The sequence below is a fragment of the Acinetobacter sp. XS-4 genome, assembly GCF_023920705.1.
Classification (GTDB): Bacteria; Pseudomonadota; Gammaproteobacteria; order Pseudomonadales; family Moraxellaceae; genus Acinetobacter.
Map to the genome: position 1 here is coordinate 2601451 of NZ_CP094657.1, position 22735 is coordinate 2624185.

Annotated in this window: 23 protein-coding genes; 5 read left to right on the plus strand and 18 right to left on the minus strand. The window is 36.9% G+C overall.

Annotated features, from left to right (window positions below; all coding sequences use genetic code 11):
* Positions 1 to 49: 49 nt before the first annotated feature.
* Positions 50 to 733 (minus strand): GntR family transcriptional regulator, encoded by a 684-nt coding sequence (locus MMY79_RS12150; protein WP_252608853.1) that lies wholly within the window; start codon positions 731 to 733, stop codon positions 50 to 52.
* A 421-nt stretch (positions 734 to 1154) separates the two neighbouring features.
* Here MMY79_RS12150 and MMY79_RS12155 point away from each other — a divergent pair, with 421 nt between their 5' ends.
* Complete coding sequence (locus tag MMY79_RS12155; RefSeq protein WP_252608856.1) at positions 1155 to 2060, plus strand: DMT family transporter; 906 nt, start codon at positions 1155 to 1157, stop codon at positions 2058 to 2060.
* Between the two features lie 57 nt (positions 2061 to 2117).
* Here the strand turns inward: MMY79_RS12155 and MMY79_RS12160 are convergent, their stop codons facing one another.
* Complete coding sequence (locus MMY79_RS12160; RefSeq protein WP_004793151.1) at positions 2118 to 3053, minus strand: dihydrodipicolinate synthase family protein; 936 nt, start codon at positions 3051 to 3053, stop codon at positions 2118 to 2120.
* 542 nt (positions 3054 to 3595) lie between these two features.
* Here MMY79_RS12160 and MMY79_RS12165 point away from each other — a divergent pair.
* Positions 3596 to 4219 carry a hypothetical protein gene (locus tag MMY79_RS12165; RefSeq protein WP_252608859.1) on the plus strand — a complete coding sequence of 208 codons (624 nt, stop codon included), beginning with the start codon at positions 3596 to 3598 and terminating at the stop codon, positions 4217 to 4219.
* Between the two features lie 70 nt (positions 4220 to 4289).
* Here MMY79_RS12165 and MMY79_RS12170 read toward each other — a convergent pair whose 3' ends face one another.
* The 3 genes from MMY79_RS12170 to MMY79_RS12180 all read right to left on the minus strand — a co-directional run bounded on the left by MMY79_RS12170 (position 4290) and on the right by MMY79_RS12180 (position 5843).
* Positions 4290 to 4724, minus strand: a complete 435-nt coding sequence (locus MMY79_RS12170) for an I78 family peptidase inhibitor (protein ID WP_252608862.1) — start codon at positions 4722 to 4724, stop codon at positions 4290 to 4292.
* 158 nt (positions 4725 to 4882) lie between these two features.
* Entirely contained in the window at positions 4883 to 5350 is a 468-nt protein-coding gene (gene soxR, locus MMY79_RS12175) for a redox-sensitive transcriptional activator SoxR (RefSeq protein WP_252608866.1), read from the minus strand.
* Between the two features lie 199 nt (positions 5351 to 5549).
* A complete protein-coding gene (locus tag MMY79_RS12180; RefSeq protein ID WP_252608869.1) occupies positions 5550 to 5843 on the minus strand; it encodes a hypothetical protein in 294 nt (97 codons plus the stop codon).
* 439 nt (positions 5844 to 6282) lie between these two features.
* Here MMY79_RS12180 and MMY79_RS12185 point away from each other — a divergent pair, with 439 nt between their 5' ends.
* Entirely contained in the window at positions 6283 to 6942 is a 660-nt protein-coding gene (locus MMY79_RS12185) for an epoxyqueuosine reductase QueH (protein ID WP_252608872.1), read from the plus strand.
* Positions 6943 to 7218: 276 nt separating this feature from the next.
* Here the strand turns inward: MMY79_RS12185 and MMY79_RS12190 are convergent, their stop codons facing one another.
* Complete coding sequence (locus MMY79_RS12190) at positions 7219 to 8697, minus strand: PLP-dependent aminotransferase family protein (RefSeq protein WP_252608875.1); 1479 nt, start codon at positions 8695 to 8697, stop codon at positions 7219 to 7221.
* A gap of 110 nt (positions 8698 to 8807) precedes the next feature.
* Between MMY79_RS12190 and MMY79_RS12195 the strand changes: the two genes are divergently transcribed.
* Positions 8808 to 9263 (plus strand): GNAT family N-acetyltransferase, encoded by a 456-nt coding sequence (locus MMY79_RS12195; protein WP_252608878.1) that lies wholly within the window; start codon positions 8808 to 8810, stop codon positions 9261 to 9263.
* 38 nt (positions 9264 to 9301) lie between these two features.
* On the opposite strand, the gene MMY79_RS12200 is transcribed toward MMY79_RS12195, so the two are convergent.
* The 4 genes from MMY79_RS12200 to MMY79_RS12215 form a co-directional block, all read right to left on the minus strand.
* Positions 9302 to 10459: a crosslink repair DNA glycosylase YcaQ family protein gene (locus tag MMY79_RS12200; RefSeq protein WP_252608881.1), complete on the minus strand. Its 1158-nt coding sequence runs from the start codon at positions 10457 to 10459 to the stop codon at positions 9302 to 9304.
* A gap of 130 nt (positions 10460 to 10589) precedes the next feature.
* Complete coding sequence (locus tag MMY79_RS12205; protein ID WP_252608892.1) at positions 10590 to 11771, minus strand: cyanate transporter; 1182 nt, start codon at positions 11769 to 11771, stop codon at positions 10590 to 10592.
* Positions 11771 to 12253: a nucleoside deaminase gene (locus MMY79_RS12210; protein ID WP_252608895.1), complete on the minus strand. Its 483-nt coding sequence runs from the start codon at positions 12251 to 12253 to the stop codon at positions 11771 to 11773. Before MMY79_RS12210 ends, MMY79_RS12205 begins: the two co-directional genes overlap by 1 nt.
* Positions 12254 to 12269: 16 nt before the next feature.
* A complete protein-coding gene (locus MMY79_RS12215; protein WP_252608898.1) occupies positions 12270 to 12938 on the minus strand; it encodes an ankyrin repeat domain-containing protein in 669 nt (222 codons plus the stop codon).
* Positions 12939 to 13085: 147 nt separating this feature from the next.
* On the opposite strand from MMY79_RS12215, the gene MMY79_RS12220 reads away from it, so the two are divergent.
* Positions 13086 to 13943, plus strand: coding sequence for a LysR family transcriptional regulator (locus MMY79_RS12220; protein ID WP_252608901.1), 858 nt, complete (start codon positions 13086 to 13088; stop codon positions 13941 to 13943).
* Here the strand turns inward: MMY79_RS12220 and MMY79_RS12225 are convergent.
* The 8 genes from MMY79_RS12225 to MMY79_RS12265 all read right to left on the minus strand — a co-directional run bounded on the left by MMY79_RS12225 (position 13940) and on the right by MMY79_RS12265 (position 22733).
* Positions 13940 to 14893 (minus strand): M15 family metallopeptidase, encoded by a 954-nt coding sequence (locus tag MMY79_RS12225; RefSeq protein ID WP_252608904.1) that lies wholly within the window; start codon positions 14891 to 14893, stop codon positions 13940 to 13942. The genes MMY79_RS12220 and MMY79_RS12225 overlap by 4 nt on opposite strands.
* A gap of 7 nt (positions 14894 to 14900) precedes the next feature.
* A complete protein-coding gene (locus MMY79_RS12230) occupies positions 14901 to 15521 on the minus strand; it encodes a hypothetical protein (RefSeq protein ID WP_252608907.1) in 621 nt (206 codons plus the stop codon).
* A gap of 12 nt (positions 15522 to 15533) precedes the next feature.
* Complete coding sequence (gene icmH, locus MMY79_RS12235; protein ID WP_252608909.1) at positions 15534 to 16340, minus strand: type IVB secretion system protein IcmH/DotU; 807 nt, start codon at positions 16338 to 16340, stop codon at positions 15534 to 15536.
* Positions 16341 to 16357: 17 nt separating this feature from the next.
* A complete protein-coding gene (tssK, locus tag MMY79_RS12240; RefSeq protein WP_042897397.1) occupies positions 16358 to 17722 on the minus strand; it encodes a type VI secretion system baseplate subunit TssK in 1365 nt (454 codons plus the stop codon).
* 16 nt (positions 17723 to 17738) lie between these two features.
* Positions 17739 to 18833, minus strand: coding sequence for a type VI secretion system protein TssA (gene tssA / locus MMY79_RS12245; protein ID WP_174765447.1), 1095 nt, complete (start codon positions 18831 to 18833; stop codon positions 17739 to 17741).
* A gap of 22 nt (positions 18834 to 18855) precedes the next feature.
* Positions 18856 to 21537, minus strand: coding sequence for a type VI secretion system ATPase TssH (gene tssH / locus MMY79_RS12250; RefSeq protein ID WP_252608912.1), 2682 nt, complete (start codon positions 21535 to 21537; stop codon positions 18856 to 18858).
* A gap of 148 nt (positions 21538 to 21685) precedes the next feature.
* Positions 21686 to 21949, minus strand: coding sequence for a PAAR domain-containing protein (locus MMY79_RS12255; RefSeq protein WP_005304032.1), 264 nt, complete (start codon positions 21947 to 21949; stop codon positions 21686 to 21688).
* Between the two features lie 16 nt (positions 21950 to 21965).
* Positions 21966 to 22733 carry an OmpA family protein gene (locus MMY79_RS12265; RefSeq protein ID WP_252608915.1) on the minus strand — a complete coding sequence of 256 codons (768 nt, stop codon included), beginning with the start codon at positions 22731 to 22733 and terminating at the stop codon, positions 21966 to 21968.
* Positions 22734 to 22735 lie beyond the last annotated feature (2 nt).

Sequence of the window (22735 nt, forward strand, 5' to 3'; positions counted from 1 at the left end):
GGCCAGTGGCCTAATTCAAATAACGCTGAAATGATTAAGAATGTAGCACTTATTTTTTCACATTTTTATTGTGAGGTAGATGTTCATAAAGTGATTGGCAAACACCATTAATATGCTCTTCAATTAATTTAACCGCTAAATCAACGTCTTTGGCTTTGCAGGCTTTCACAATTTCTCTGTGTTCATCATTTGCACGTGATTTGCCTTCTGAAACATTCATTTGTAATCTTAAATAGCGCTCAATCTTATCGTAAATAGAACGAATTAATCCAAGCATATACGGCCGCTGTGCTGGTTCATAAAGGCATGCATGTAACTGCCAATTGAGAGTGGTCCAGCTTCCAATATCCATGTTATCAATAAAGGCATTACAAATTTCATCAGCCTTTTTATAAGTTTCTTCCGTCATATTCGGTACGGCGAGCTGAATCAGTTTCGTTTCCAACATCACTCGGACTTCAAAAATCTGTGCCAACTCTTCTTCAGAAATACGAGTCACAATTGCGCCACGATTTTTTATAAACTCAACCAAGCCTTCGGCTTCAAGTTGCTTTAAAGCTTCACGTACGGGAATTTTGCTAACATTAAAAAGTTTGGCAATTTCATCCTGACGAATCGGTTCACCTTCAGCAATATGCCCTGCAATAATTGCTTCTCTAATATATTTGACAATAACTTCAGATACCGAAGGCATTGCACCAAGATTTGATACATTAAAAGATGGTAGCGTCACGAATATTCTCTTAACCTCAAAATATGACACAAATAAAAGGATGATAATTTTTATTCATCCGCCATAATGAAATCATTGCTTTTCAAGCATTATTTTCGGCACGGCTTACCTTTATTTCAATGCTGCTAAAACTCATTTTCTCTATTTATTGGAGCTAATAATTTTTAACTGCATTAATAGCTAAAGTATACTTTATACCATTTAATTCACAAAACTATTATTAGACTATGCTGAAATCGTCATCATTTTATTGTATCTAACCAAGCAAATCATAATAAATAGCAGCATACTACCCTGTTCTCTTGATGGGCAACTGTCAAAAAGATTCCTATCCATTTAGCTGAGTTATTGCCTGCAAGATAAAATTTTTATCTTGTAAAAATCATGCTGCATAAAACTTTTAAAGTTTGAGTCACTTCATATGAGTACGCCAACAGAAGCAAAATTTTCCCTGAATTATTATACGGGTTTCTTATCTGTACTATTTGCTGCTTTTCTATGGGGTACGGCAGGTACAGCGGCATCTTTTGCAAAAGGCATTAGTCCACTTGTAATTGCTACCATTTCTGTGAGCTTTGGTGGATTAATTCATACGTTTTTAAGCTTAAAAGCCATTAAACAAAATTACCAAAAACTATTTAACTTTAAATCCCAAGTTCTTATTGCGGTCATTGTTTCAATTCTTTGTCCATTTGCATTTTATTCATCTGTCTCTTTAGCGGGTGTTTCTATTGGCACCGTGATTTCTATTGGCTGCGCACCTTTGTTTTCAGTGCTTTTGGAATGGATTTTAGATAAACGAAAACTTTCTTTAAAATGGCTCATCAGTTTTATTCTCGGTTTTTTAGGAATTATTTTACTCTCTTATGCAGGTGATCATGCGCAACACCAAATCGTACAATCTGATCGTATTTTAGGGGTATTTTTTGGCTTACTTTCTAGCCTTAGCTATGCAACATATTCTTGGATAATGAGAAACCTAATTCGCCAAGATGTCGACTCAAGAGCTGCCATGGGAGTGATTTTTGGTATCTCTGCAATGCTGGTACTACCTACATTATTCTTTACAGCACAAAACCTTTTTGATTACCCAACTAACATTTGGGTTGCGATTTATATTCCGATTGTTCCTATGTTTTTGGGCTATTTATTTTTTAGCTTTGGTCTTAAACGAATTCCAGCAAGTCAGGCTATGACACTAGCTTTAGTTGAGATTCCAGTTGCAGCATTATTAGCAGTTGTTGTAGTGGGTGAAAGTTTAACAATGCATAGTTATTTAGGTTTAATTCTCATTTTTCTCTGCGTTATTGTTCTGACCAAAAAGTAATTCATAGAAATAAAAAAAGAGGCTAAATTGTTAGCCTCTTTTTTTATGGATACTTACTTAGATTTCAGCGGACCAGTTACGGTACCACGTACGGAATAACTCATACTGAGTTTCAACATATTTACGTTGCGATTCGCTCAATGCATCAGTCTCATTAAAATGTAAGGTATATTCTTTATCACCGTTAAGTACCATTAAGTATTTATAGTAAAGAACAAGATCCGTTCCTTCGTCAAAAGAAGATAAAACTTCTAATGCACTTGATAACTCTTGTGCTAAGCGACGGGCTTTTGCATCACCTGCTGCAGCTTTTTTACTAAGGTCAACCAACAGTAAAACTTCTTTAGGTAAAGCATTACCAATCCCTGTAATCGCACCGGTTGCATTACAGTTGACGAAGCCATGGAAAACTTGAGTGTCTACGCCCGCCATTAAAGTGACTGAATCATCTTGTGAAGTAATGAATTCAGCTGCGTAACGCATATCGGCAGCGCCACCAAATTCTTTAAAACCAATTAAGTTTGGAAACTCACGGCGTAATTCAAAAAATAAATCTGCACGAGTTGCAAATCCATAATATGGACTATTGTAAATCACCGAAGGTAAGCTTGGAGCTGCTTTTAAAATGGCAGAAAAGTGAGCTTTTTGTGCAGTTGGTGATGCACCGCGTGATAGTACACGTGGAATAACCATAAGCCCTTGTGCACCTACCTTTTCTGCATGAGCTGCATGAGAAACTGCTTCTTTTGAATTCACTGCACCAGTACCAACAATTGTTGGAATGCCAGCAGCAACAAGTCGTGCTACACCTTCTTGGCGTTGAGCTTCTGTCAATAAAGGCCAATCACCCATAGAACCACAATACACTACCGCACTCATGCCCGCTTCAATCAGCTCATGCCCTTTTTTCACAAGCGCGTCAAAATCTGGCTCACGGTTAGGAGTACATGGGGTCATTAACGCCGGGATACATCCTGTGAAGATATTACTCATAATTATTCCTCAGTAATACAAATAAAACTCTGGGTAGTCGTACTTTCGAGTTAATCCATCTCAAAAGTTATGGAATGGGATTAATAGCTGCTTAATCATTCTTCATATATCGTATACGATATACAACAAAAAGAATAGTCTTTCCCTTTAAATTCTTTAAATGAGTAAAAATCCATATAAATCAAATAGTAATTTTATTAGTAGAATTAAAAATAAGATTCATCCCATATTTTTTTAAAAATTGAATCTAAAAAAATTATGAAATTTAAAAATTAGTGCTGAGAAGAGAAATTAAATCTGAGCTTATAGGCGCTCAAAAAACAACCGCAGAACATTAGCCATTAGTCGCACCTCCCTATTTTTATTCATTTTTGCTGGTAAAGTGCTTTACATGGTTTGATACAACCTACTTAACTCAGATGCATAATTCACCTGTTACCGCATCTGATGTTTTTTGAGCCTCTAGTCCGCTAGAGGCTTTTTTTATTATTGATTTAAAAGCTGATATATTAAATTTCTAGACATAATTAAAGACAAGAAAAATGGATCGAATTTTAAAATTAAGTATTTTAAGTTTTCCTGTTTTATTATTAAGTGGTTGCATTGGCTGTTATAACCCAACAGGCTGTAACCGTGATACTTCGCCTTATTTCTATACAACCCAAATCACTCACGTCAAAGGGGTAACAGTTCCTGTTGGAACAAAACTGGTTTATAAATCTCAAAAGTCAAAACAGAAAAATGAGCAAACTGCACCACTTAAAGAAGAACATATAACAGGAATAAAGCTACCAAAAGATAGCGCTATGCTTTGGGGAGGAATGCCCACCAATCATCTCCTTCAATTTGCTAATTCCGAAATGCAGGGATTTACAGCCTACCGAGCACAAGAAGCTCCTGCTGTATATTCCAATCAATTTTTAAAACTCTGGAAAGAATGTGATAGTGATTTAGATATTTCTATCAAAAATAAAAACGACTGGAGCTTTAATCCTACAAATATCAAAATTATTGGGTGTGGAATTAACTATCAAGAAAGAGCTTCGTACAACACCAATAACCCAAGCCAAGATAAAGTTGATATTTTTCTCATCAAAATTAATCAGGCTTTACAACAACTGCCCCAACAAAAAGAATATCCAGTTATTCACTATTCCCAAAATTAAATTAATAAAAAAGCCCGCTTTTCAGCAGGCTTTTATTTCAATTTGAACTAGCAAATTTAATTAAAAAAAATTAACCACAGGTTGCATTAGTAATTTTTTTAGAAGCTGGATCAATGGTCACTGTAACTCGGTTTGTACGATAATCCATCGTCATTGGTTGACCTGGAGCCACTTTACGCACAATTTCTGATTGGGTTTTTTGTTTAATTTGATCATCAGTAAGACCAGTTTGCCCCACTAATTTTTGAGCTTCTTCTGCTACACAGTTCGCTTGGTTATCACGGAATAACTTCCATTCTTCAATGACTTGGCCGTTTGGTAAATGACAATACCCAACCTGACCATTTGCTTCATTTCTAATTTCTAATTTGCCACCTTGTTCAACGCAATATTGACTAGCTGGATTTGGTGAACCAATTTTTGGTGGGGTTGAATCTTTATGTTGTACAGATGAACAAGCCGTTAACGAAACAAGCGCTAAGCCAAGAAAAAGAATTTTTTTCATAATTTTTTGCTTCTTACTAAAAAAACTAAAGATATCAAAAAATTTCATATTTCATATGACTTGTTTACAATAAAAAACTCACTTGTCTGTTCTAGCAAAATAAATTTAATTGATTGGAAATTAAGATATTCCCAATTAAAAGCCATTTTTGAACTATTCTATTCAGGTCTTTCTAAAATTCGGGGGCCTGATCCGTCTTGTCCTAAAATATCTTCAGGATTTCTTAATGGACATTGCTCTAATGATAAACAACCGCAGCCAATGCACCAGTCCATTTCATCTCTTAATCGAGTTAATTTTTGAATTCGATCATCTAAGTTTTCTCGCCAATGACTCGATAAATCCTTCCATTGCTTAGCTGTTAATTTGCTGCCTATTGGATACTGACTTAAGGCTTCTTTAATCTCATTTAAAGGAATACCCACCCTTTGAGCAACTTTAATAATCGCAATATATCTTAAAATAATTAAGGGATAGCGACGTTGATTACCATTCGTTCTTATACTTTTTATAAGACCTTTCGCTTCATAAAAATGAAGGGTCGAAACAGGTATTCCACTTCTTTTTGCAACTTCACCCACAGTCAAAACTCGACTAGGGTCAGCTCTTTTATTTTCACTCATCATGATTGACCTCAACTTTACTTGAGGTTTATAAGAGCGCGTCTTTATTTTGTCAAATAAATAACAGGGGTTTTGTTATATGTTATGAGCCACTTTTATCAAGTGATAGATCTTATCTGTAAAAGCCAATGACAAAAAATGGATCTGATGATTAACCCAGTTCAATCTATAAAATAACTTGCTATCAGTTAAATTTAAGAAATTAGTCTTGTAGAGTACAGGGACATCCACAAATCCAAAACATGTTATAAACGAAAGGCATTGGGGCGCCTAATGGATAGACTTTAATTTGCTCGATCTTATAAGTTTTTTTACGTGATTCAATGTGAAGTATATTATCGTGACGTGCAATCACAATTCCCTTTTTATATAATTTTTTCCTTTCATTCTTTGCATCAAATTTATATACCAAAAAGTAAACTTTTTCTCCTACGCTGATCTCTGAATGATTAACCATAATGTAACCATTACAATACTTACATTGCCAATCTTTCATATCTCAAATTATCACACGCTTAAATTAAAAAAACACACTGAATTTTATAGTATAAATTTATTAAAGATATAAATCTAAAGAAATGGTTTAATTGAAAAAATAAGGTTTATTTGTGACACATATCACAATAAAAACTTAAAATTATATTCAGATACATCAATCACTTATCAAAAAATACTTAAGGTTTATTATTTTTAAATATATAAAAACCACCTATAATTTATTTAATTATATAGTATGTTTAACAATAATTTAAAATTTAATTATAATGGTGAATTTAATATTTATTACATGATTTATTTTATTCTATTTGACTTAGCTTTTAGTATAGCAATAGTAAATATTAAATTAATTTCACCTTAAAATTAAAAATAATTCATTTCACATTATATAAAAAATAAATATATAATAAATTGCATTACAATTTAATTTTTTTATTATGTCAATTCAACGTTTAAAATTAGCACTCCCATCAGGACATGATCAATTATTACTTCATTCTTGTTGTGCTCCTTGTTCAGGAGAAGTTATGGAAGCATTGATTGAATCAGACATTAAATTTTCAATATTTTTTTATAATCCTAATATTCATCCAGTAAAAGAATATCTCATCCGTAAGGAAGAAAATATTCGTTTTGCAGAAAAGCATAATATTCCATTTATCGATGCAGACTATGACACTGACAATTGGTTTGCTCGAGCTAAAGGTATGGAAGATGAACCCGAACGTGGTATTCGTTGTACCATGTGTTTCGATATGCGATTTGAACGAACTGCCCTTTACGCCTATGAACACGGCTTTAGTCTCATCAGTAGTTCGCTAGGAATTTCTCGCTGGAAAAATATGGCGCAAATCAATGACTGCGGAATTCGTGCTGCTGCACACTATCCTGAAATTCAGTATTGGGATTACAACTGGCGTAAAAACGGTGGCTCAAGCCGTATGATTGAAATCAGTAAACGAGAAGAGTTTTATCAACAAGAATATTGTGGCTGTGTATATTCTTTAAGAGATACTAATCGCTGGCGTATGGGTAATGGGCGTGATCGTATTAAACTGGGTGTTAAGTTTTATAGTAATGCCATGGAAGAAGATTAATTTTTATTTCTCTTTAAGAATTAATTAAGTTATTGCGAACTATATTTATTTTTAATAAAAAAACGGCCACATCTGGAGAATGTGGCCAAAAGGTGTACTAAATAAGCTTTGATGTAGTTAGATTAATTGTGCTAGCTTAAAATAATATTAATTAAAATTAATTTTAAAAATTTTAATAACATCTCTATTTTCACATAACCAATTGATCATCATAGAAATTCGTATTTAAGCATTAAAAAAATAATTAAATTTATCTAAATAGCGCAACTTAGACTATTATTTTTCTTGTAAATATTGTGCAATTCTTTGAATGCTTTCAATAATTTCATTAGGTGTGTGGGCTGCGTAGCCAAAAAGAACCGCCGCCTTTTTGTTTGGCAGCTGACAATATCTTAATAGTGGTTGAACAGCCAAGTTTAGAGCTGAACACTGATCAATAAATTCTTGCTCTGTCCACTCACCTTTTAACCAGCACACTGCATGGATACCTGAATCTGTGGGTTGAACACTTAGCACATCCGAAAGATGCTCATCAATCGCTTTAATCAATGCTTGTTGGCGCTCATAGCAAGCTTTTCGAACTTTACGTACGTGCCGAGCATAGTGGCCTTTTTGTATAAATTGAGACAAAGCCACTTGCTCTAAATAAGAACTTCGAACATCAGTATAGTATTTTGCTGCACTAAACATTTCGATCAATGCTTCAGGCACAACCATGAAGCCTAAACGAAACTCTGGAAACATCATTTTGGTAAAAGTACCAGAGTAAATAACTCTTTGCTGCTGATCTAAACCTTGTAGAGCTTGAATGGGATGTGTGCCATAGCGAAATTCACTATTATAGTCATCTTCAAAAATCCATTTTTCTTGTTGAGCTGCCCAATCGAGTAACGCAAAACGGCGAGTGAGACTTAAAGTTCCACCTACAGGAAACTGATGTGAAGGTGCTGTATAGACCAGTTTGCTTTTTGAATAACGATGAATAATGTCCGAAATTTGCATTCCCTCTTCATCACTTTCAATTAAATTTACCTGTGCACCAAAACTTCGGAAAATGTTAAAAGCTGCGTCATACCCTGGTTCGTCTAAGCACACTTCATCATTTGCTTGAAGTAAAGCATACGCCGTTAAATGAATAGCTTGCTGTGTTCCATTTACGATAATAATTTGCTCTTCGTTGCAGTTTAGCCCTCGAGTGGAGCGAACATATTCACAAATTTCCTGACGCAGAGGTAGATAGCCACGCGGGTCGTGAAATTGACCAAGCTGATAATACGACTGCCGCCAAGCTTGATTTAATAACTTTCCCCAAAGTTGATGAGGAAATAAATCAACACAACCTACACCCACATGGAACATTTTTTTATTTTGACTTGACCATGACTGCTCTCGCCATGAAGTTAATAGCGCTTCCATATTCGGATTAATATTCAAGGATTGATGATTATTTTTAGACGGTTTTTTTGAATTTTCTTGAACATGTATTAACTGATCTGGCACAACCTCAGCAACATAGGTACCCGAACTTGGTTTGGTAAATAAATATCCCTCATCAAATAATCGTTCAAGAGCTGCCAATACAGAATTTCTTGAAATTGACATCATCTCTGCTAGGGCACGACTTGAGGGTAATTTTGTTCCGGCAGATAGCCTTCCATCTAAAATAGCATCACGCAAAGCCGAATATAGCCCATCTTTAATCTGACCTTTTGGCAAAATCAAATGTGGGAAAGATGCCGAAATCGAAGCTGCCATAGCAAACTGGTACTGTAAAAAATATCAAAAGTGTACCTTATAAAAATACCACTATCAAAACTACACTCTAATTATCGTTTTCCCTTACTTTAAAACAGAGTGTAATTATTATGCAAAATCAAGATATTCAAATCGTGCCTATTCAGCAACAGTACTATTCACAATGGGAAAAATATTGGCTTGCTTATCAAAATTTTTATCAGGTAAATTTACCTCTGCATGTCACTAAAGTGACTTGGGAACGCTTTTACGATGAAAATGAACCCGTTTATTGTGCTGTTGCCAAACAAGGTGAGCAAGTTTTGGGAATTGTGCATTATGTTATTCATCGTTCAACATGGGCAGAAAATAATTATTGTTATTTAGAAGACCTCTATGTTTCACCTGAAGTTCGTGGACAACACATTGGTAAGCAACTTATTGAATATGTGCAGAAGCAAGCAATTGAACACAACTGTGACCGTTTATATTGGCATACTCAAGAAACCAATGTAACAGCGCAAAAGCTTTACGACTGGATTGCACAAAAACCAGGGATTATTGAATATCGCATGCCTTTGAACTAAAAAAGTGGAAACACCAAAAGCTGGAGTGCTTTTGGTGTTTAAATTTTAGTACGAATAAGCTTAATCACTTTGTCATTAACAGTTAAACATTGGTTAAATGCTGCGAAACGTTTGAGCTCTTGATCTAGTTCAAAAAAGAAATGCTCTTTATCTTTGATTGTTTTTTCTAGATACAAGCTAATCACTTCTAATTCTTTGATAGACCGATGAGCTTTGCAATCTAGTCGGCCTACTAACTCATCTTGATAAAGAATAGGCAAGCAAAAATAACCATATACGCGTTTAGCTGCTGGTACATAGCATTCAATCCGATAATCAAACTCAAATAAAGAAGTTAAACGGTCACGATGAATAAGCGAGTTATCAAAAGGTGAAAGTATTTTTAAACCTAAATCAGTAGTAAGCTTTTGTTCTATAGCAGCCACATCAACATATAAAGTTTGGCTATTCTCAAGTTTAATTGCTGATACTACACCTGCGTCAATGTTCTCCTTCAGAACGATGCGCATAGTTTCTTTTAAATCATTTTTCTTTAAATGAACCAATTGTTTCCATGTAAATGCACCATGTGCTCGAAGCGTATTATTAAATAAATACTGCGCATATTCATAAAGCGTAGGCATACTTAAATCAACGTTTTCAGGTAAGCAGCGTTCGGTCAAATCATAGACTTTTTCCATTCCATTACGCTCACAGATCATCAGGTCACCCTGCATATATAACTGCTCAAAAGCACGGCGACCTGGACCTGTATTCCACCAATTTCCCAAACTTTTCTTATTATTCTTATCAATGTCTCGCAGTCGAATTCGACCTTCAGTACGAACACGGGCTAAAATTTCATTCATGAGGTGCTGATCACCTCTATTGAAATAACGACTTTCCCCTTTCCTGACAGACATCATGGCAGGCAACGCATATCGATAATCTTTCATAGGAAGATAAGACGCTGCATGATACCAATATTCAAAAATCTGGCGCTCACGAACCAAACTATTTAAATGATTTAAATCATAGTCAGGCACTCGGTTCCACAATATATGGTGATGAGCTCGCTCTACAACCGATATGGTATCAATCTGTACATATCCTAAATGCTCAATAGCCTGTAAAGTTCCGTCCACACCTTTTGCAAATCGACTGGTTTTTCCTAAGCCTTGATTAAATAAAGTGAGCTGTTTCAAAGAAGAAGTCATAGAAATCAAATATTGTTGTATTCATTTAGAAGCGGAAAAATTTTCAGTTCTATCCTATCACTATTTCCTAATTTGCTTGAGATTTAGCATCAACAATTCTTTATAAAAGAATTTCGACCAACTCAACATTTTACAGACTCGCCTTAAAATAACTTTTAGGAGCTAATCGAATCACCAAAATAACAACCAATATCACACTGGCTAAATGAAAAAGCCATCCTGCTTTATAAGCCCCCGTAAGATCATGCAAGATTGCAATAATCCACGGTGGGATTGCGGCCAGTAAAAAACCACCGCCTTGCATCAGTGCAGATAAAGCACCTGCATGAATGGGTTCATCAAAATGGTCTAATGCAACAATAAGCGTTAATGCAAAACATCCTCCCAAGCCCACACCTAAACAAATTGCCCAAAGCATAGCGGCGAACTGAGGCATAAAAGCAATTCCTGAAAAGCCGATCATTTGCATTGCTAACGTAAACCATAGCCATGGACGTCGGTCTTTATATTTCCTAGCTAAAACAGGCAAAATGAGTGCCGAAGCTGCTTGGCTCAAGGCCAGAAGAGCAAGTAATTTCCCACTTTGTGCTGCGCTCCAGCCCTGATCTTGAAAAGAAGGTGCTAACCAAGCTACAACTGATGAATAGCCACCATTTACAAGGCCAAAGCACATCATTAACAACCATGTTCGAGGTTGATTCAACAACTTTCGTACAGGCGCACGATGAATGGATGAGCTAACTTTCGTAGGTAAAAAAGCCAACGCCAATATAAATGCAAACAAAGCTGGAATAGCAAACAAAGCCAGTCCTATAGACCATAAACCCGTTATATTTGAAACTACAGGCGCTAACCATGCTCCTAAGGCACCACCACCCATAAGCATGGCTGAGTAAAGCCCCATCATCGGACCAATATGTTGGCTAAATTCTCTTTTAATCATGCCGGGAAATGCCGCTTGTATCATCGCGACTCCGAATCCAATCACTATGGCACTAAAAATTAATCCTTCGGCAGTAGGAAATAAAAATCGGAAAGCACATCCCGCACAAATGGTCAGCAATGCGCCAAGAATGGCATTTCGTTCGCCGACATGGTTTTGCAATATTGGCCCAACAAATGCAACGATCCCCATAAGCATCATCGGTAGCAAAGTGAGTAGTGCTACCCCTTGTAGGCTTAAGCCAGTGGCTGTTCGAATATTGGCAATCAATGGCCCAATACTTGTTATAAAAGGTCTTAAATTAAGACCAACCAAAGCCACTGTCACAATGAGCATGGGATGGGTCAAAAAAACTCCAGACTGCTTCATTATTCTGAGCCTGAATGATTGGCTTGATAATTCTTCCAATGCGCATAAAGATCAGTGCGATTTTCAACTCTGATCGGTATATATTGGATTTTCATGGATTGCTCAGCAAACGATTTCGCAAGCTCAATATATATTTCAGCCGTAGACAGACCAAATGGTGTCCCGTCTTGATTAGAATAAGCATAGCTAACCGACTTTATACCAGCTAAACGCATTGCAGCCATACACATTGGGCATGGATGTCCACTTGCATACACAGAACAGCCTTCTAAGTTGGCAGAGCCTAAAACTTGGCTGGCTGCACGAATCGCCAGTAGTTCAGCATGTGCAGTTGGGTCATTTGTTGTCAAAATCTGATTTGCGCCTGAAGCAATAACTTCTCCATTCTTTACAACCACAGCTCCAAATGGTCTACCACCTTTTTCAATATTGTTATAGGCAAGCTCAATCGCTTTACGTAAAAACTGTTCACCTTTTTCCATCACATACTCTCACTTTCTATTTTGCACCAGCTGCAAGAAGTCTTTTTTCAATTTCGCGGTATCCTCGTGAACACGCATGTTGTAAGGGAGTTATGCCGTCTTTATCTGCCAAGTTCGGATCAGCACCTGCTTTTAATAAAAGCTCTACAATGTGTTGATATTTTGGTTCTCCATTTCCCAAAATGATGGCCTCAAGTAATGCAGTCCACCCCAAATTATTGACATGATTAACATCTACACCAGCGGCAATTAATGTACGAACTGTTTCGACATGGCCTCGTTCCGCTGCTGGAATGAGCGCAGTTCCACCGTAACGGTTAATACTTTTTAAATCGGCACCATGCATGAGGGTCATTCTTAGAATTTTTAAATATCCCTGCGCACCAGCATATAAATATGGACTGTCTTGAATATTATCTTTTGCATTTACATCAGCGCCAGCCTCTATCAGCATATGAGCAGCATGTACATTATTTGCTCTTGTTGCGACCATCAAAGCAGTTGAACCAGTTTCATCTCGCTCATCAATTAAAGCTTTTTGAGATAAAATCTGCTTAATAGATTGAGTGTCATTATTTATCACTGCCTGATGTAAAGGATACTCACCCATTGCATTTGTCATATTTGTAAAACTCAAAGTCCCCAGCGCGACGATCAGATTCATCCATAACAGTGACTTACGCATGGTGGCCTCCCAATAAAAATTATGGCAAAACATTTTGCAATTAGAATAAGCTTCACCAAAAGTATTTGGAAATTAAATTATTTAATCGATAGTATTAAGATTATGAATACTTATTTCATTAGTTTTTAAGCATGGCAGTACCTCATAATGTTTGATCCTCGCCTTTTACGTGCTTTCGTCACTATTTTTGAAACTGGCAGTTTTACCGCAGCTGCCGATCGATTACACCTGACTCAATCAACAATTAGTCAGCAGTTAGCTCGTCTTGAGGAATCTGTCGGTCATGCGCTTATAGATCGAACAGCACGGCCTTTCAAATTGACAGTGTCTGGAGAATATCTGATTGGTTATGCTCAAAGAATTTTGACCCTTCAGCAGGAAGCTGAAGCGCTACTTAAAGATCCGGCAGGAAGCATTCCTATTCGTATTGGTTTACCAGAAGATATGATGAGTCCCGCAATGGCTGAAGTTTTTGGTATATTTGCCAAAGAGCATCGTTCCATTCGTTTAGACGTAACCTCTGGCTTGAGTCGCAACTTAACAGAACGTTATCGGAATGGTGAATTCGATATTATTATTGTCAAAGAGCCTGCGGCCAGTGCTGATCACCACGCTACATTCCCAGAAGAAATGGCATGGTTTGAAAGTGAGAATTCAACAACGACATGGTCTGATCCCATGAGTTTAGTGACCTTTCCTCAAGGCGGACTTTATCGAGATGAAATGTTCGCAACCTTAGAGCGCGAACGGCGACGTTGGTATATTGCCTTTACGGGAAGTAGCCTAGAAAGCGTGTTAGTTAGTGTTGAAACTGGCTTAGGATTATCTTTATTGCCTGTGGTGACAACCCGCGGACGTCGAGTACGTCGATATGAATCATTAGGGACTGTCCCCCCTATGGTCGTTTCAATTTATACATGGGAAAAAGCTGGGATCATTTCCCAGCTTGTAGACAAGATGACAACTGTTTTACAAGAACGTTTTCAATCATCAATAAGTGTTTAACTTACCTCATTCAAACTTTCAGCAATCAGTTTTTCTGCCATTTCCTGTGTCTTTCTTAAGCCCGGCATACGGAACTCGGTATGACCATAATCTTGAATAGATTTCCAACGTCCCCCCCATGTAAGCCCAACCGATTCAGCAACTTGACCATACAAACGATAGCCTTGCATGGCCCAAGGGTCTCTTTCAGAAATAACCACTTTTCCATTTCGTTTAAAGGCGACATCTGCTGCTAGACCAAATTGATGATAACTCTGATACCCTTTTGCTCTTGTTGTGTTCGGATTGCCTGCCAACATATTTTGACGCACAGGACTACGATATCCTTCTAATAGGACCAACTCATAGCCATATTGTTCCTTCATGATTTTAAAAACCATGAGTAAACGCTGCTTATAACGTGGGTTCATTTTGCTCCACTTACGATCTACTAAACTGGTATCTAAAATAGCTCGTCCATCGAAACTCGTATTATCAATAGGTGAAGAATTAATAGCTCCACTACTTTGAGCAGTATATTGTTGCTCTAATTGTGTAGCCTCTACAATTGCGGCTTCAATTAGGCTTTCATCCACTTCTGGTGGTGGCGATAATATTTCACCATCCAAAAGTGCATAAATTTGAGGATCTGTTTTTTTGAGATATTCAGCTTCAATTCGAGTTGAGCTAATAGGTCGAGTAAAAGCAAACACTAAAATACTAGCAAACAAGAAAAAGCCAGCAATCACAATCCACCACTGCTGTAAATGCCAATGGGATTGCAGCTTTTCAGGTGCAGCTGCCTGATTCATTGTTTGAGCAAATTGTCTAACCTGATTAAGCTGTTTACGGCCTTGTGGCAGTAATGACAAAACAAAATCTTTGCTTCTCGTCCTTAGCTCATAAGACATTAAAAACGCTAAACCAATTGCCAAGCATGTAAAGCAAAAGAAAATGAGAAAAATCATCATTTGTTCATTAATTCACAGCAAAAGGACTTCGTGTAATTTTAATATCTACCGATGCTTTAGGTGGTTCAACCTCAGCTTCGGGTTCGGCTGGAGCTTTATTCTCAACAACAGGTTTAGCCTGTGCCACTTGCTGCGGCGGTTTACTCACTGGCTTTTGCTGAGCCGGCTGTACCTTCGGTTGAGCCGTTTTAGCTGCACTTGTCTGTAGTTGGGGTACAGGCTGAACTTTCTTTTCGCCCGTGAGTTGTTCGTCAAATGGCGAAACTCGCTGTTGATTAACAGTAGCTGGCTTATGCTGAGCAGGTTTAAAGATATTACTTAATTCATTATCTTTAGGTTGTTCAAAACCATCACGGCTCATTGAATCTGTTTCGTTGTCTTGACTGCCTACAACCTGATTTTGCTCATCAGAAGAATGAGCAGTTTCTTGATTTAAAATCTGTTCTTCTGTTGATTTACTCTCAATTGCTGTTGATTCTGACGAATGCGGTTGAGACAAGAACAGGAATAGCGAGATGCTAACAAACACCCCGGCAATAACGCCAATGACAATATAAAGTATTGGTGATTTCGGCTTTTTTTTATTCGATTGTAAAACTCGAATAGAAGTTGGTTTTTCCTGAGCCATTTCGTACCATCATCAAGGTAAATAAATTGTAATATGTGCTTGCTCTTGAGGAGCAGAAATCACATTTTGATAATTAGATAATGCTTTATCATTTTGATTATTCAGCATAAATCTTAACCCTGCAAAGGTAAGAAATGCAAAAATCAATAAAAAGATCAAAATCCAGAAGAAAGGTACTTCGCGATGAATAATATTTCGTATCTGATCGGGAATGGCCGAGAACGGAGAAAAGGCAACTTTTTTCCCTTTCAAATAGTCAATTTCGTCCCCCACTCTTGATACTAAATGGTTGAGACTTTCCGTAGATTCGATTCGGTACTTACCTTGAAAACCTAATAAAAGGCAGTAATGAAATACTTCTAGAGCAGCTAGACGTTCTTTTCCACGGCTACGTAATTGCTCCAATATTTCAAAGAAGCGATAACCGGCTAACTGAGAACCAAACAAGCTCAATTGTAATGGGCTAATTAACCAAGAATTTTGCAAATTAAAATAACTTGGGTCTTGTTGCGTTACGATTGTTTCATCAATCAAAGCACAGAATGCATATTTAGCATCATGAATATCATCAGCTGAAAATTGTAACTTTTTGGCTTGTTGCTCAAATTGATTGAGTAAATTTAAGATTTTTTCACGGAACTGCTGAGCATCTGCTGGCACATACTGATTTCGAATTAAAAAAACCAAATAAAAGCCATCATGCAATAAATCAATAAGATTGATTGCCTGTAGTTTTGCTTGAGACTGGCTATTGTTGTTCCCGCCCGTTCCAATCTGCCCATCATCAAATAAAGAAGGAGCACCTGTGGATTGTGACATTTTTCTCTCCTTTACCGTTAAGCGTTCATGACCGCAATCAGTTCAATACTGATATCTTGGAAACCAGCCGGAACATAAATACAAATCGTCTCTGAATCTAACATGCGCTGATAAAGCTCATGATGTGGTTCAATTTCAAAATAGCTCACACCAGAACGTACTGGTATTGCAGTTGGAACTTGAATTAAGTGATGCAATGGAATTGCAGGCAATGCAGCAACTACACGCTGCTCTACATCTAAAGTGCTACCAATCTTGAATCGTAAAGGCACAATCTGGATCAATTCATGTGTCTGCATTGCGCTACTTGATACTGCAATATAAAGTCGAGTGTCTCGAGTAATCTTATCGGTCTCAAGGCTTCCCACCCAATATGAAGGTCGGATCTCTTTAAGCGCAATGCTGATATAGCGACTCGAAATAATCGTATCGAGTAAATCACGTAGAATCGTATCTAACTGCGAGAAACTTTCCTGTAAATTATGGTGTTTATAGGCAGGCAACTGATCGACATCATATGCCGTCGAGAAAGTTAATAATGAACCTGCTAAACGCAATAATTCGAAGAACAAACGCTCTGGATGAATTTGTGGATATTGCACAAAATGATTTAGACCAGCATGAGCTGTATTTAACGCATTTACTAACCAGAACGAAACGATATCACCTGAACGGAATTCAATTAATTTCTGTTCATTTTCTCGGTTATTGGTTTGAATCGTCTTAATTTTTGCCTTAATAACGTTCAATGTTCTTTTTAAATTTGAAATGAGTGTTTCAGATGCATCCACATGCAAAATTGGTGGGATAAACTTTCGGTCAATTTCAAAAGCACCTGAACTTTGACGTTTAATCTTTCCAATAGGCAGATATAAGAAACCATCCAGATTATGGTCTGGATTACTATGTACATCTAATAATTTAAAAACAGCACGGCGACGTAGCAAACTAATATCTGCTTCAGTAGCGTTAGTAAAAAGATCATGCGTTTCGACAAGGTGAGATTGATATCTGCCCTTTTGTGCTTGGTTTTGATCAATTAGATTTTGCTTATTTGCTTGCAAGAGTGGCAATGCTAAATAAATTAGCATCTCACCACGTAAATTAAGATCATCCAATAAAATTGGCTCAGGCAATAAGTCATATGCAGGCGCCTGATAAATTTCACCGTCTTGCCAGATCATCTCTACAGACTCAAGAGCAAGAATATGTGTGCTCAATTGAGACTCATCGAAACTTAATTTCTGAATACCATACGAAAAAGGTACAACCGCACGAACCGTATGATTCAAGCGTTGTTCATGGTAGGTATCTTGAATTTGGAAATGTTGAGGTCTTAAAAATAAACCTTCGCCCCACAGGACTTTTTCAGCTTTAAACATATGTCTTTACCAATCTTTATTCGTATTCATTTTTAGGCTGCACACCTAACATTTCCTGAACCATTTGTAATGGATGCTCATCTTTAATGACTTGTGCTAGCCATTCATGTAACGGCATTTGACTCCATTTAATGGTTTTTTGAAGCATATAACTCACAGGACTATGAGGTTCGTTTGCCTGAAAGTAATCTGCGATTTCTTGCAGAACTTTCATTGCTTGCTCACGATTCGCCAAATGTGTTTGGGCTTGAGGCTGAAAAGCAGGCTGATCTGAAACAACTTGTACAGGCACTTGATTTTCCATAGATGAACTCGTGATGACAGTCGCCTGCTCTTGGACTGGTGTAAGCCCTGTACCAAAAGCTTCTGCTTTATAAATCTTGCGTAATGTGCTGTGAATGGTTTCAAATGCTGAATCAATTGCACCAAAACTTGGTGAGTCGAGTCCCATTAAATGGTCAAGGGTTTGCTTTAAAACATCCCACTCGGTTAAGACTGAGCTAAAATCTTGATAATTAGAATATTGAAAAGTTTTAGACGTATTAAAAATAGCTTGATCGAACTGCTCTAACTCCGATGGTCCCGACTGACTATCGTACTCTTCAGTTTGCTTACGACGAATGTTCTCGTGATATAGAAAATTATCGTAATCAAGCAAATTGTAATAAGGCACTGTATTGGTTAAAGAGACTTTCTTCAACAAGCCAGGCAACTGATTAATTAAACCCTGTAATAAACCAATGCGTTGATCTAAGTCATCATCTTCAATAACAGGATGAATTTCCTGCCAGTATTGATTAAGCATGGTATGGCTTAAAGTTAAGCCTTTCGCCATACCCTCAAAACCATAAAGATGAGTCCAAGCTTCTAAGAGCCAAGTTAATAGACGAATATCTTTAGTATTCTCTTTTAGCAAAACACTCGTTTTATTTGATACAAAATCCCAGTCGGCTTGTTTTCGCTCAGCAACCCAATCGCCTTGATCTAGCAATAGATCATCTTGTGTTTTCGCCTTTTTGATTTCATGAAATTCATTAGAAAATGAAAAGTCATCACCACAAGGTAAGCTATCGCTAATGGGTTCAAGGAGTTCAGAAATATCAATATTCATCTAATTTTAGCTCTATTCAATTTTAAACTTCTGACTTCAACTTTTTACTGGTCCTTTTTTTAGTAGCTTTCGCAACTGGATCTAGTAAATATTGAATTTCGTCATCTTTAGCATCAATCATGATAACTTTTGGCAACTTTTGCTCTGCTAAAGCCACTAAAATTTCTGTAGCCAATGCAGGTAACACAGTCGAATTTAAAATATTATCAACATTACGTGCACCACTATCGACTTCTGTACAGCGGCTTAAAAGCAGCTCTACCAAATCTTCAGAATAATGGACTTGTGTACCGTATTGTTTTTCAATTCTTGCTGTGATCTTGCCTAACTTATGTTTAATAATTCGTACAAGTAGATCGTCATGCAATGGGAAATACGGTACAACTCTCATTCGACCTAAAAAAGCAGGCTTAAATTGCTTATATAAACTTGGTTTTAAGTGGTCAATCAACTCTTCAGCCGTCGGCCATTCTTCTACAGGCGTATTTAAACACGCTTGCATAATCGCGCTTGAGCCAGCATTTGAAGTCAACAAAATAGTGGTGTTTTTAAAGTCAATTACTCGTCCTTCACCATCTTCTAAAGTACCTTTATCAAATACTTGATAGAACAGTTCCTGAACATCACTATGTGCTTTTTCAATTTCATCAAGTAACACAACACTGTAAGGGTTACGGCGAACAGCTTCTGTTAAAACACCGCCTTGACCATATCCCACATATCCAGGAGGTGCACCTTTAAGCGAAGATACAGTATGAGCTTCTTGATATTCAGACATATTGATGGTGATTAAATGCTGCTCACCACCATATAATTCATTCGCCAAAGTTAGTGCAGTTTCAGTTTTACCGACACCACTTGGCCCGACTAAAAGAAATACACCTTGTGGCTTATTAGGATCTTCAAGTCTTGCTTTTGAAGTTTTAATGCCCTGAACTAATTGTGTAAGTGCATAATCTTGCCCCATTACACGTTCGCCCAATTTATCTTCAAGCGTTAATATTTGTTTAATTTCATCATTAACCATTTTTCCAACAGGAATTCCGGTCCAATCAGAAATAATTTCATTAATGATTTGAGAATTTACTCTTTCAAATACTAATGGTTGCTGGCCTTGAATTTCAGCAAGATCTTTACGCAGTAAATTAATCTGATCATAAGCTTCAGATTCATTAGAATGATTCTCTGCTTCTAATTCCTGAATTTTATGAACAAGTTCTAATTCTTTTTTCCACTGTTCTTCAGTTTCATCAATCTCTTTTTGCAAAGATTCTAAATTAGCTTTTAAAGTTTCTAATCGTTCATGATGAATTGGAATCTGACGATGTTCATTTTCTAAAATTTGGTGTTCAAGCTTTAAGTTATGCTCTTGAGCCTTTAACTGATCAAGCTTTACAGGTTGGGCATTTTGGGTCAACGCAACACGTGCTGCTGCCGTATCAAGAACACTAACTGCTTTATCCGGAAGTTGACGACCACTAATATATCGATGTGAAGAGTGAACCGCTGTAACGATCGCCTCATCATCAATTTGTAATTTAAAATGCTGCTGCATGACAGGAATCATCGCACGCAACATATCTACCGCAACCTCTTCGGTTGGCTCTTCTACTTTTACCACCTGAAAACGTCGACTTAATGCAGCATCTTTTTCAAAGTACTGTTTATATTCAGCCCATGTTGTTGCAGCAATCGTACGTAACTCACCACGTGCAAGTGCTGGTTTTAAAAGATTTGCAGCATCATTTTGCCCGGCTTGTCCACCTGCACCAATTAAAGTATGCGCTTCATCAATAAATAAAATAATAGGATGAACCGAGGCTTGAACCTCTTGAATCACTTGTTTCAGACGATTTTCAAATTCGCCTTTAACACTTGCGCCAGCCTGTAAAAGTCCCATATCAAGCACATGTAAATGGACATTTTTAAGGGCGTTTGGTACTAAACCTTGAGTAATTTTTAAAGCTAAACCTTCGACCACAGCTGTTTTACCAACGCCTGGTTCTCCAGTTAAAATTGGGTTGTTTTGGCGTCTACGCATTAAAATATCGAGCATTAAGCGAATTTCATATTCACGCCCAATAACTGGATCTATACCGCCTTGTTTTGCTTTTTCAGTTAAATTAATCGTATATTGATCAAGCGCAGGAGTTTTAGCTGCTTTAGTATTTGCTAGAGTCGCATCTGTTGGTTCAGCTTCACTAGAAAGCGTTTTTGTTTCATCTTGTTGTTCAACACTTTTCTCACAAATTTCAAGAAACTTATGTTTCATTGAATCAATTGGTAAGAGATCAAATAAACTCGAAGCTCTCGTTGCAATTTGATATAAATCAGGTGCAGTTAATAACGCAACTAATAAATGACCACTTCGAATAACTGGATTTTGCTCAGCCGAAGCCAATAACCATGCTTGTTCAAACAAACGAACAATAGATTTAGCAAAAATAGGTGTTCGCGAATTACCTTTCGGTAATTGAAAAATTGTTTCTTTTAAATCATCAGCTAAAGCTTCAGATGAAATTTTATATTTCTTTAATAAAATCTTTAAATCATTCTCTAAAGATTGATTAAGTAACTCTAAGAATAAATGCTCAATTTCAATTTCGTAATTTTGTTGAATAACACAAGCATTAGCCGATTTTTCTAAAGCAGTTCGTGCAACTGTAGAAAGTTTTGTAATTAAAATTTTTAAATTACTCATCATTACTCTCAATATTTTTAAATAATTTAATGCTTAAAATCATAATGCCTGTATATTAACAAAATTCAGCTTTATCAGACAAACTACTCATCATTTCAAGCGTTAATATGTTTTAGTAGATATTTATATCTATATAAAAATATCTCTACCCTTACCCTTGATTTACTAAACTCTGTTTTGGTAATAATTTACAGCCGCATGATAATGAGTCATTTACTCGTGCTGCTGATTTACCCATAACAAGCATATTCGGGTCTCCCGATACAATCGTTGCAACTATTTTGTGTAACGGACAAGTTGCCTTATCTCCTACACAGGCAATTGCTATTCCATCAATTAAAAATGTACTGTTTCCTGAAATGACTTGCCCTCCACCAGTTGTTGGGCATCCAATCGTAATGTAAGGGCTAGCCATGTTCTTCTCCTTATATTTATAGAACAGTAAACTCAATTCGACGGTTTTTCTTCCTCCCTTCTGGAGAAGTATTATCTGCGACCGGTTTAGAAGAACCCAAACCTTCCGCAGATAAATGGTCTGCCGGAATACTCTTACTAATCAAATAGTTTTTTACTGCTAATGCACGATCTTGGCTAAGTTTTAAGTTTTTAGTCGCATCGCCTGAACTATCTGTATGTCCCACGATTTTGACTTTTTTACCGCCTACTTTATTTAAGGCAACAGCCATCTCATCTAGAATTTTTTGACCCGCATCAGTTAAAACTGCACTACCAGATTCAAACTCAATAATTCGATTTTTAAGTGCATCATCAATGATTTTCTGCTCAGCCTGATTGACTGATAACTGCGAATATAGTTGATATGGTGGCTGAACTAATCCTTGAAAAGACTGAGTTGTAGGTTGAATATCTGCTGGATTCAGCATTTTTCCACTTAGCTCAAATCGAGTACCATTTACACTTAATTTACCTTGTGAAACTTTTTTTAAGTCAGGGGTAATAACTCGTGTAACAGAATCACTCCATCCATTTGGAGCAGCGACGGGTCTCACTTGTATTTTATCTACAACCTGATCCGCACCATAAACAGACTGCATTTTTAATAAGATGGCCTGTTTACTCGCCTCGTTAGGAACCACACCTTCTACAACAATGGGCTGAGCCAAAGCATAATTAGCAATCGCATAGATAAAACAGCCTTTTATGAGCTGTGAAAGTTTAGTTTGATATCGTTGATTCATTA

What these genes read in the sequence shown, in the direction of transcription:
- tssH (WP_252608912.1), bottom strand. Translation starts at nt 21,537, where the DNA reads ATGATGAGTAATTTAAAAATTTTAATTACAAAACTTTCTACAGTTGCA.
- MMY79_RS12255 (WP_005304032.1), bottom strand. Translation starts at nt 21,949, where the DNA reads ATGGCTAGCCCTTACATTACGATTGGATGCCCAACAACTGGTGGAGGG.
- tssA (WP_174765447.1), bottom strand. Translation starts at nt 18,833, where the DNA reads ATGAATATTGATATTTCTGAACTCCTTGAACCCATTAGCGATAGCTTA.
- MMY79_RS12195 (WP_252608878.1), top strand. Translation starts at nt 8,808, where the DNA reads ATGCAAAATCAAGATATTCAAATCGTGCCTATTCAGCAACAGTACTAT.
- MMY79_RS12220 (WP_252608901.1), top strand. Translation starts at nt 13,086, where the DNA reads ATGTTTGATCCTCGCCTTTTACGTGCTTTCGTCACTATTTTTGAAACT.
- MMY79_RS12225 (WP_252608904.1), bottom strand. Translation starts at nt 14,893, where the DNA reads ATGATGATTTTTCTCATTTTCTTTTGCTTTACATGCTTGGCAATTGGT.
- soxR (WP_252608866.1), bottom strand. Translation starts at nt 5,350, where the DNA reads ATGATGAGTGAAAATAAAAGAGCTGACCCTAGTCGAGTTTTGACTGTG.
- MMY79_RS12155 (WP_252608856.1), top strand. Translation starts at nt 1,155, where the DNA reads ATGAGTACGCCAACAGAAGCAAAATTTTCCCTGAATTATTATACGGGT.
- MMY79_RS12180 (WP_252608869.1), bottom strand. Translation starts at nt 5,843, where the DNA reads ATGAAAGATTGGCAATGTAAGTATTGTAATGGTTACATTATGGTTAAT.
- MMY79_RS12165 (WP_252608859.1), top strand. Translation starts at nt 3,596, where the DNA reads ATGGATCGAATTTTAAAATTAAGTATTTTAAGTTTTCCTGTTTTATTA.
- MMY79_RS12190 (WP_252608875.1), bottom strand. Translation starts at nt 8,697, where the DNA reads ATGGCAGCTTCGATTTCGGCATCTTTCCCACATTTGATTTTGCCAAAA.
- MMY79_RS12185 (WP_252608872.1), top strand. Translation starts at nt 6,283, where the DNA reads ATGTCAATTCAACGTTTAAAATTAGCACTCCCATCAGGACATGATCAA.
- icmH (WP_252608909.1), bottom strand. Translation starts at nt 16,340, where the DNA reads ATGTCACAATCCACAGGTGCTCCTTCTTTATTTGATGATGGGCAGATT.
- MMY79_RS12230 (WP_252608907.1), bottom strand. Translation starts at nt 15,521, where the DNA reads ATGGCTCAGGAAAAACCAACTTCTATTCGAGTTTTACAATCGAATAAA.
- MMY79_RS12200 (WP_252608881.1), bottom strand. Translation starts at nt 10,459, where the DNA reads ATGACTTCTTCTTTGAAACAGCTCACTTTATTTAATCAAGGCTTAGGA.
- MMY79_RS12210 (WP_252608895.1), bottom strand. Translation starts at nt 12,253, where the DNA reads ATGGAAAAAGGTGAACAGTTTTTACGTAAAGCGATTGAGCTTGCCTAT.
- MMY79_RS12215 (WP_252608898.1), bottom strand. Translation starts at nt 12,938, where the DNA reads ATGCGTAAGTCACTGTTATGGATGAATCTGATCGTCGCGCTGGGGACT.
- tssK (WP_042897397.1), bottom strand. Translation starts at nt 17,722, where the DNA reads ATGTTTAAAGCTGAAAAAGTCCTGTGGGGCGAAGGTTTATTTTTAAGA.
- MMY79_RS12160 (WP_004793151.1), bottom strand. Translation starts at nt 3,053, where the DNA reads ATGAGTAATATCTTCACAGGATGTATCCCGGCGTTAATGACCCCATGT.
- MMY79_RS12170 (WP_252608862.1), bottom strand. Translation starts at nt 4,724, where the DNA reads ATGAAAAAAATTCTTTTTCTTGGCTTAGCGCTTGTTTCGTTAACGGCT.
- MMY79_RS12265 (WP_252608915.1), bottom strand. Translation starts at nt 22,733, where the DNA reads ATGAATCAACGATATCAAACTAAACTTTCACAGCTCATAAAAGGCTGT.
- MMY79_RS12205 (WP_252608892.1), bottom strand. Translation starts at nt 11,771, where the DNA reads ATGAAGCAGTCTGGAGTTTTTTTGACCCATCCCATGCTCATTGTGACA.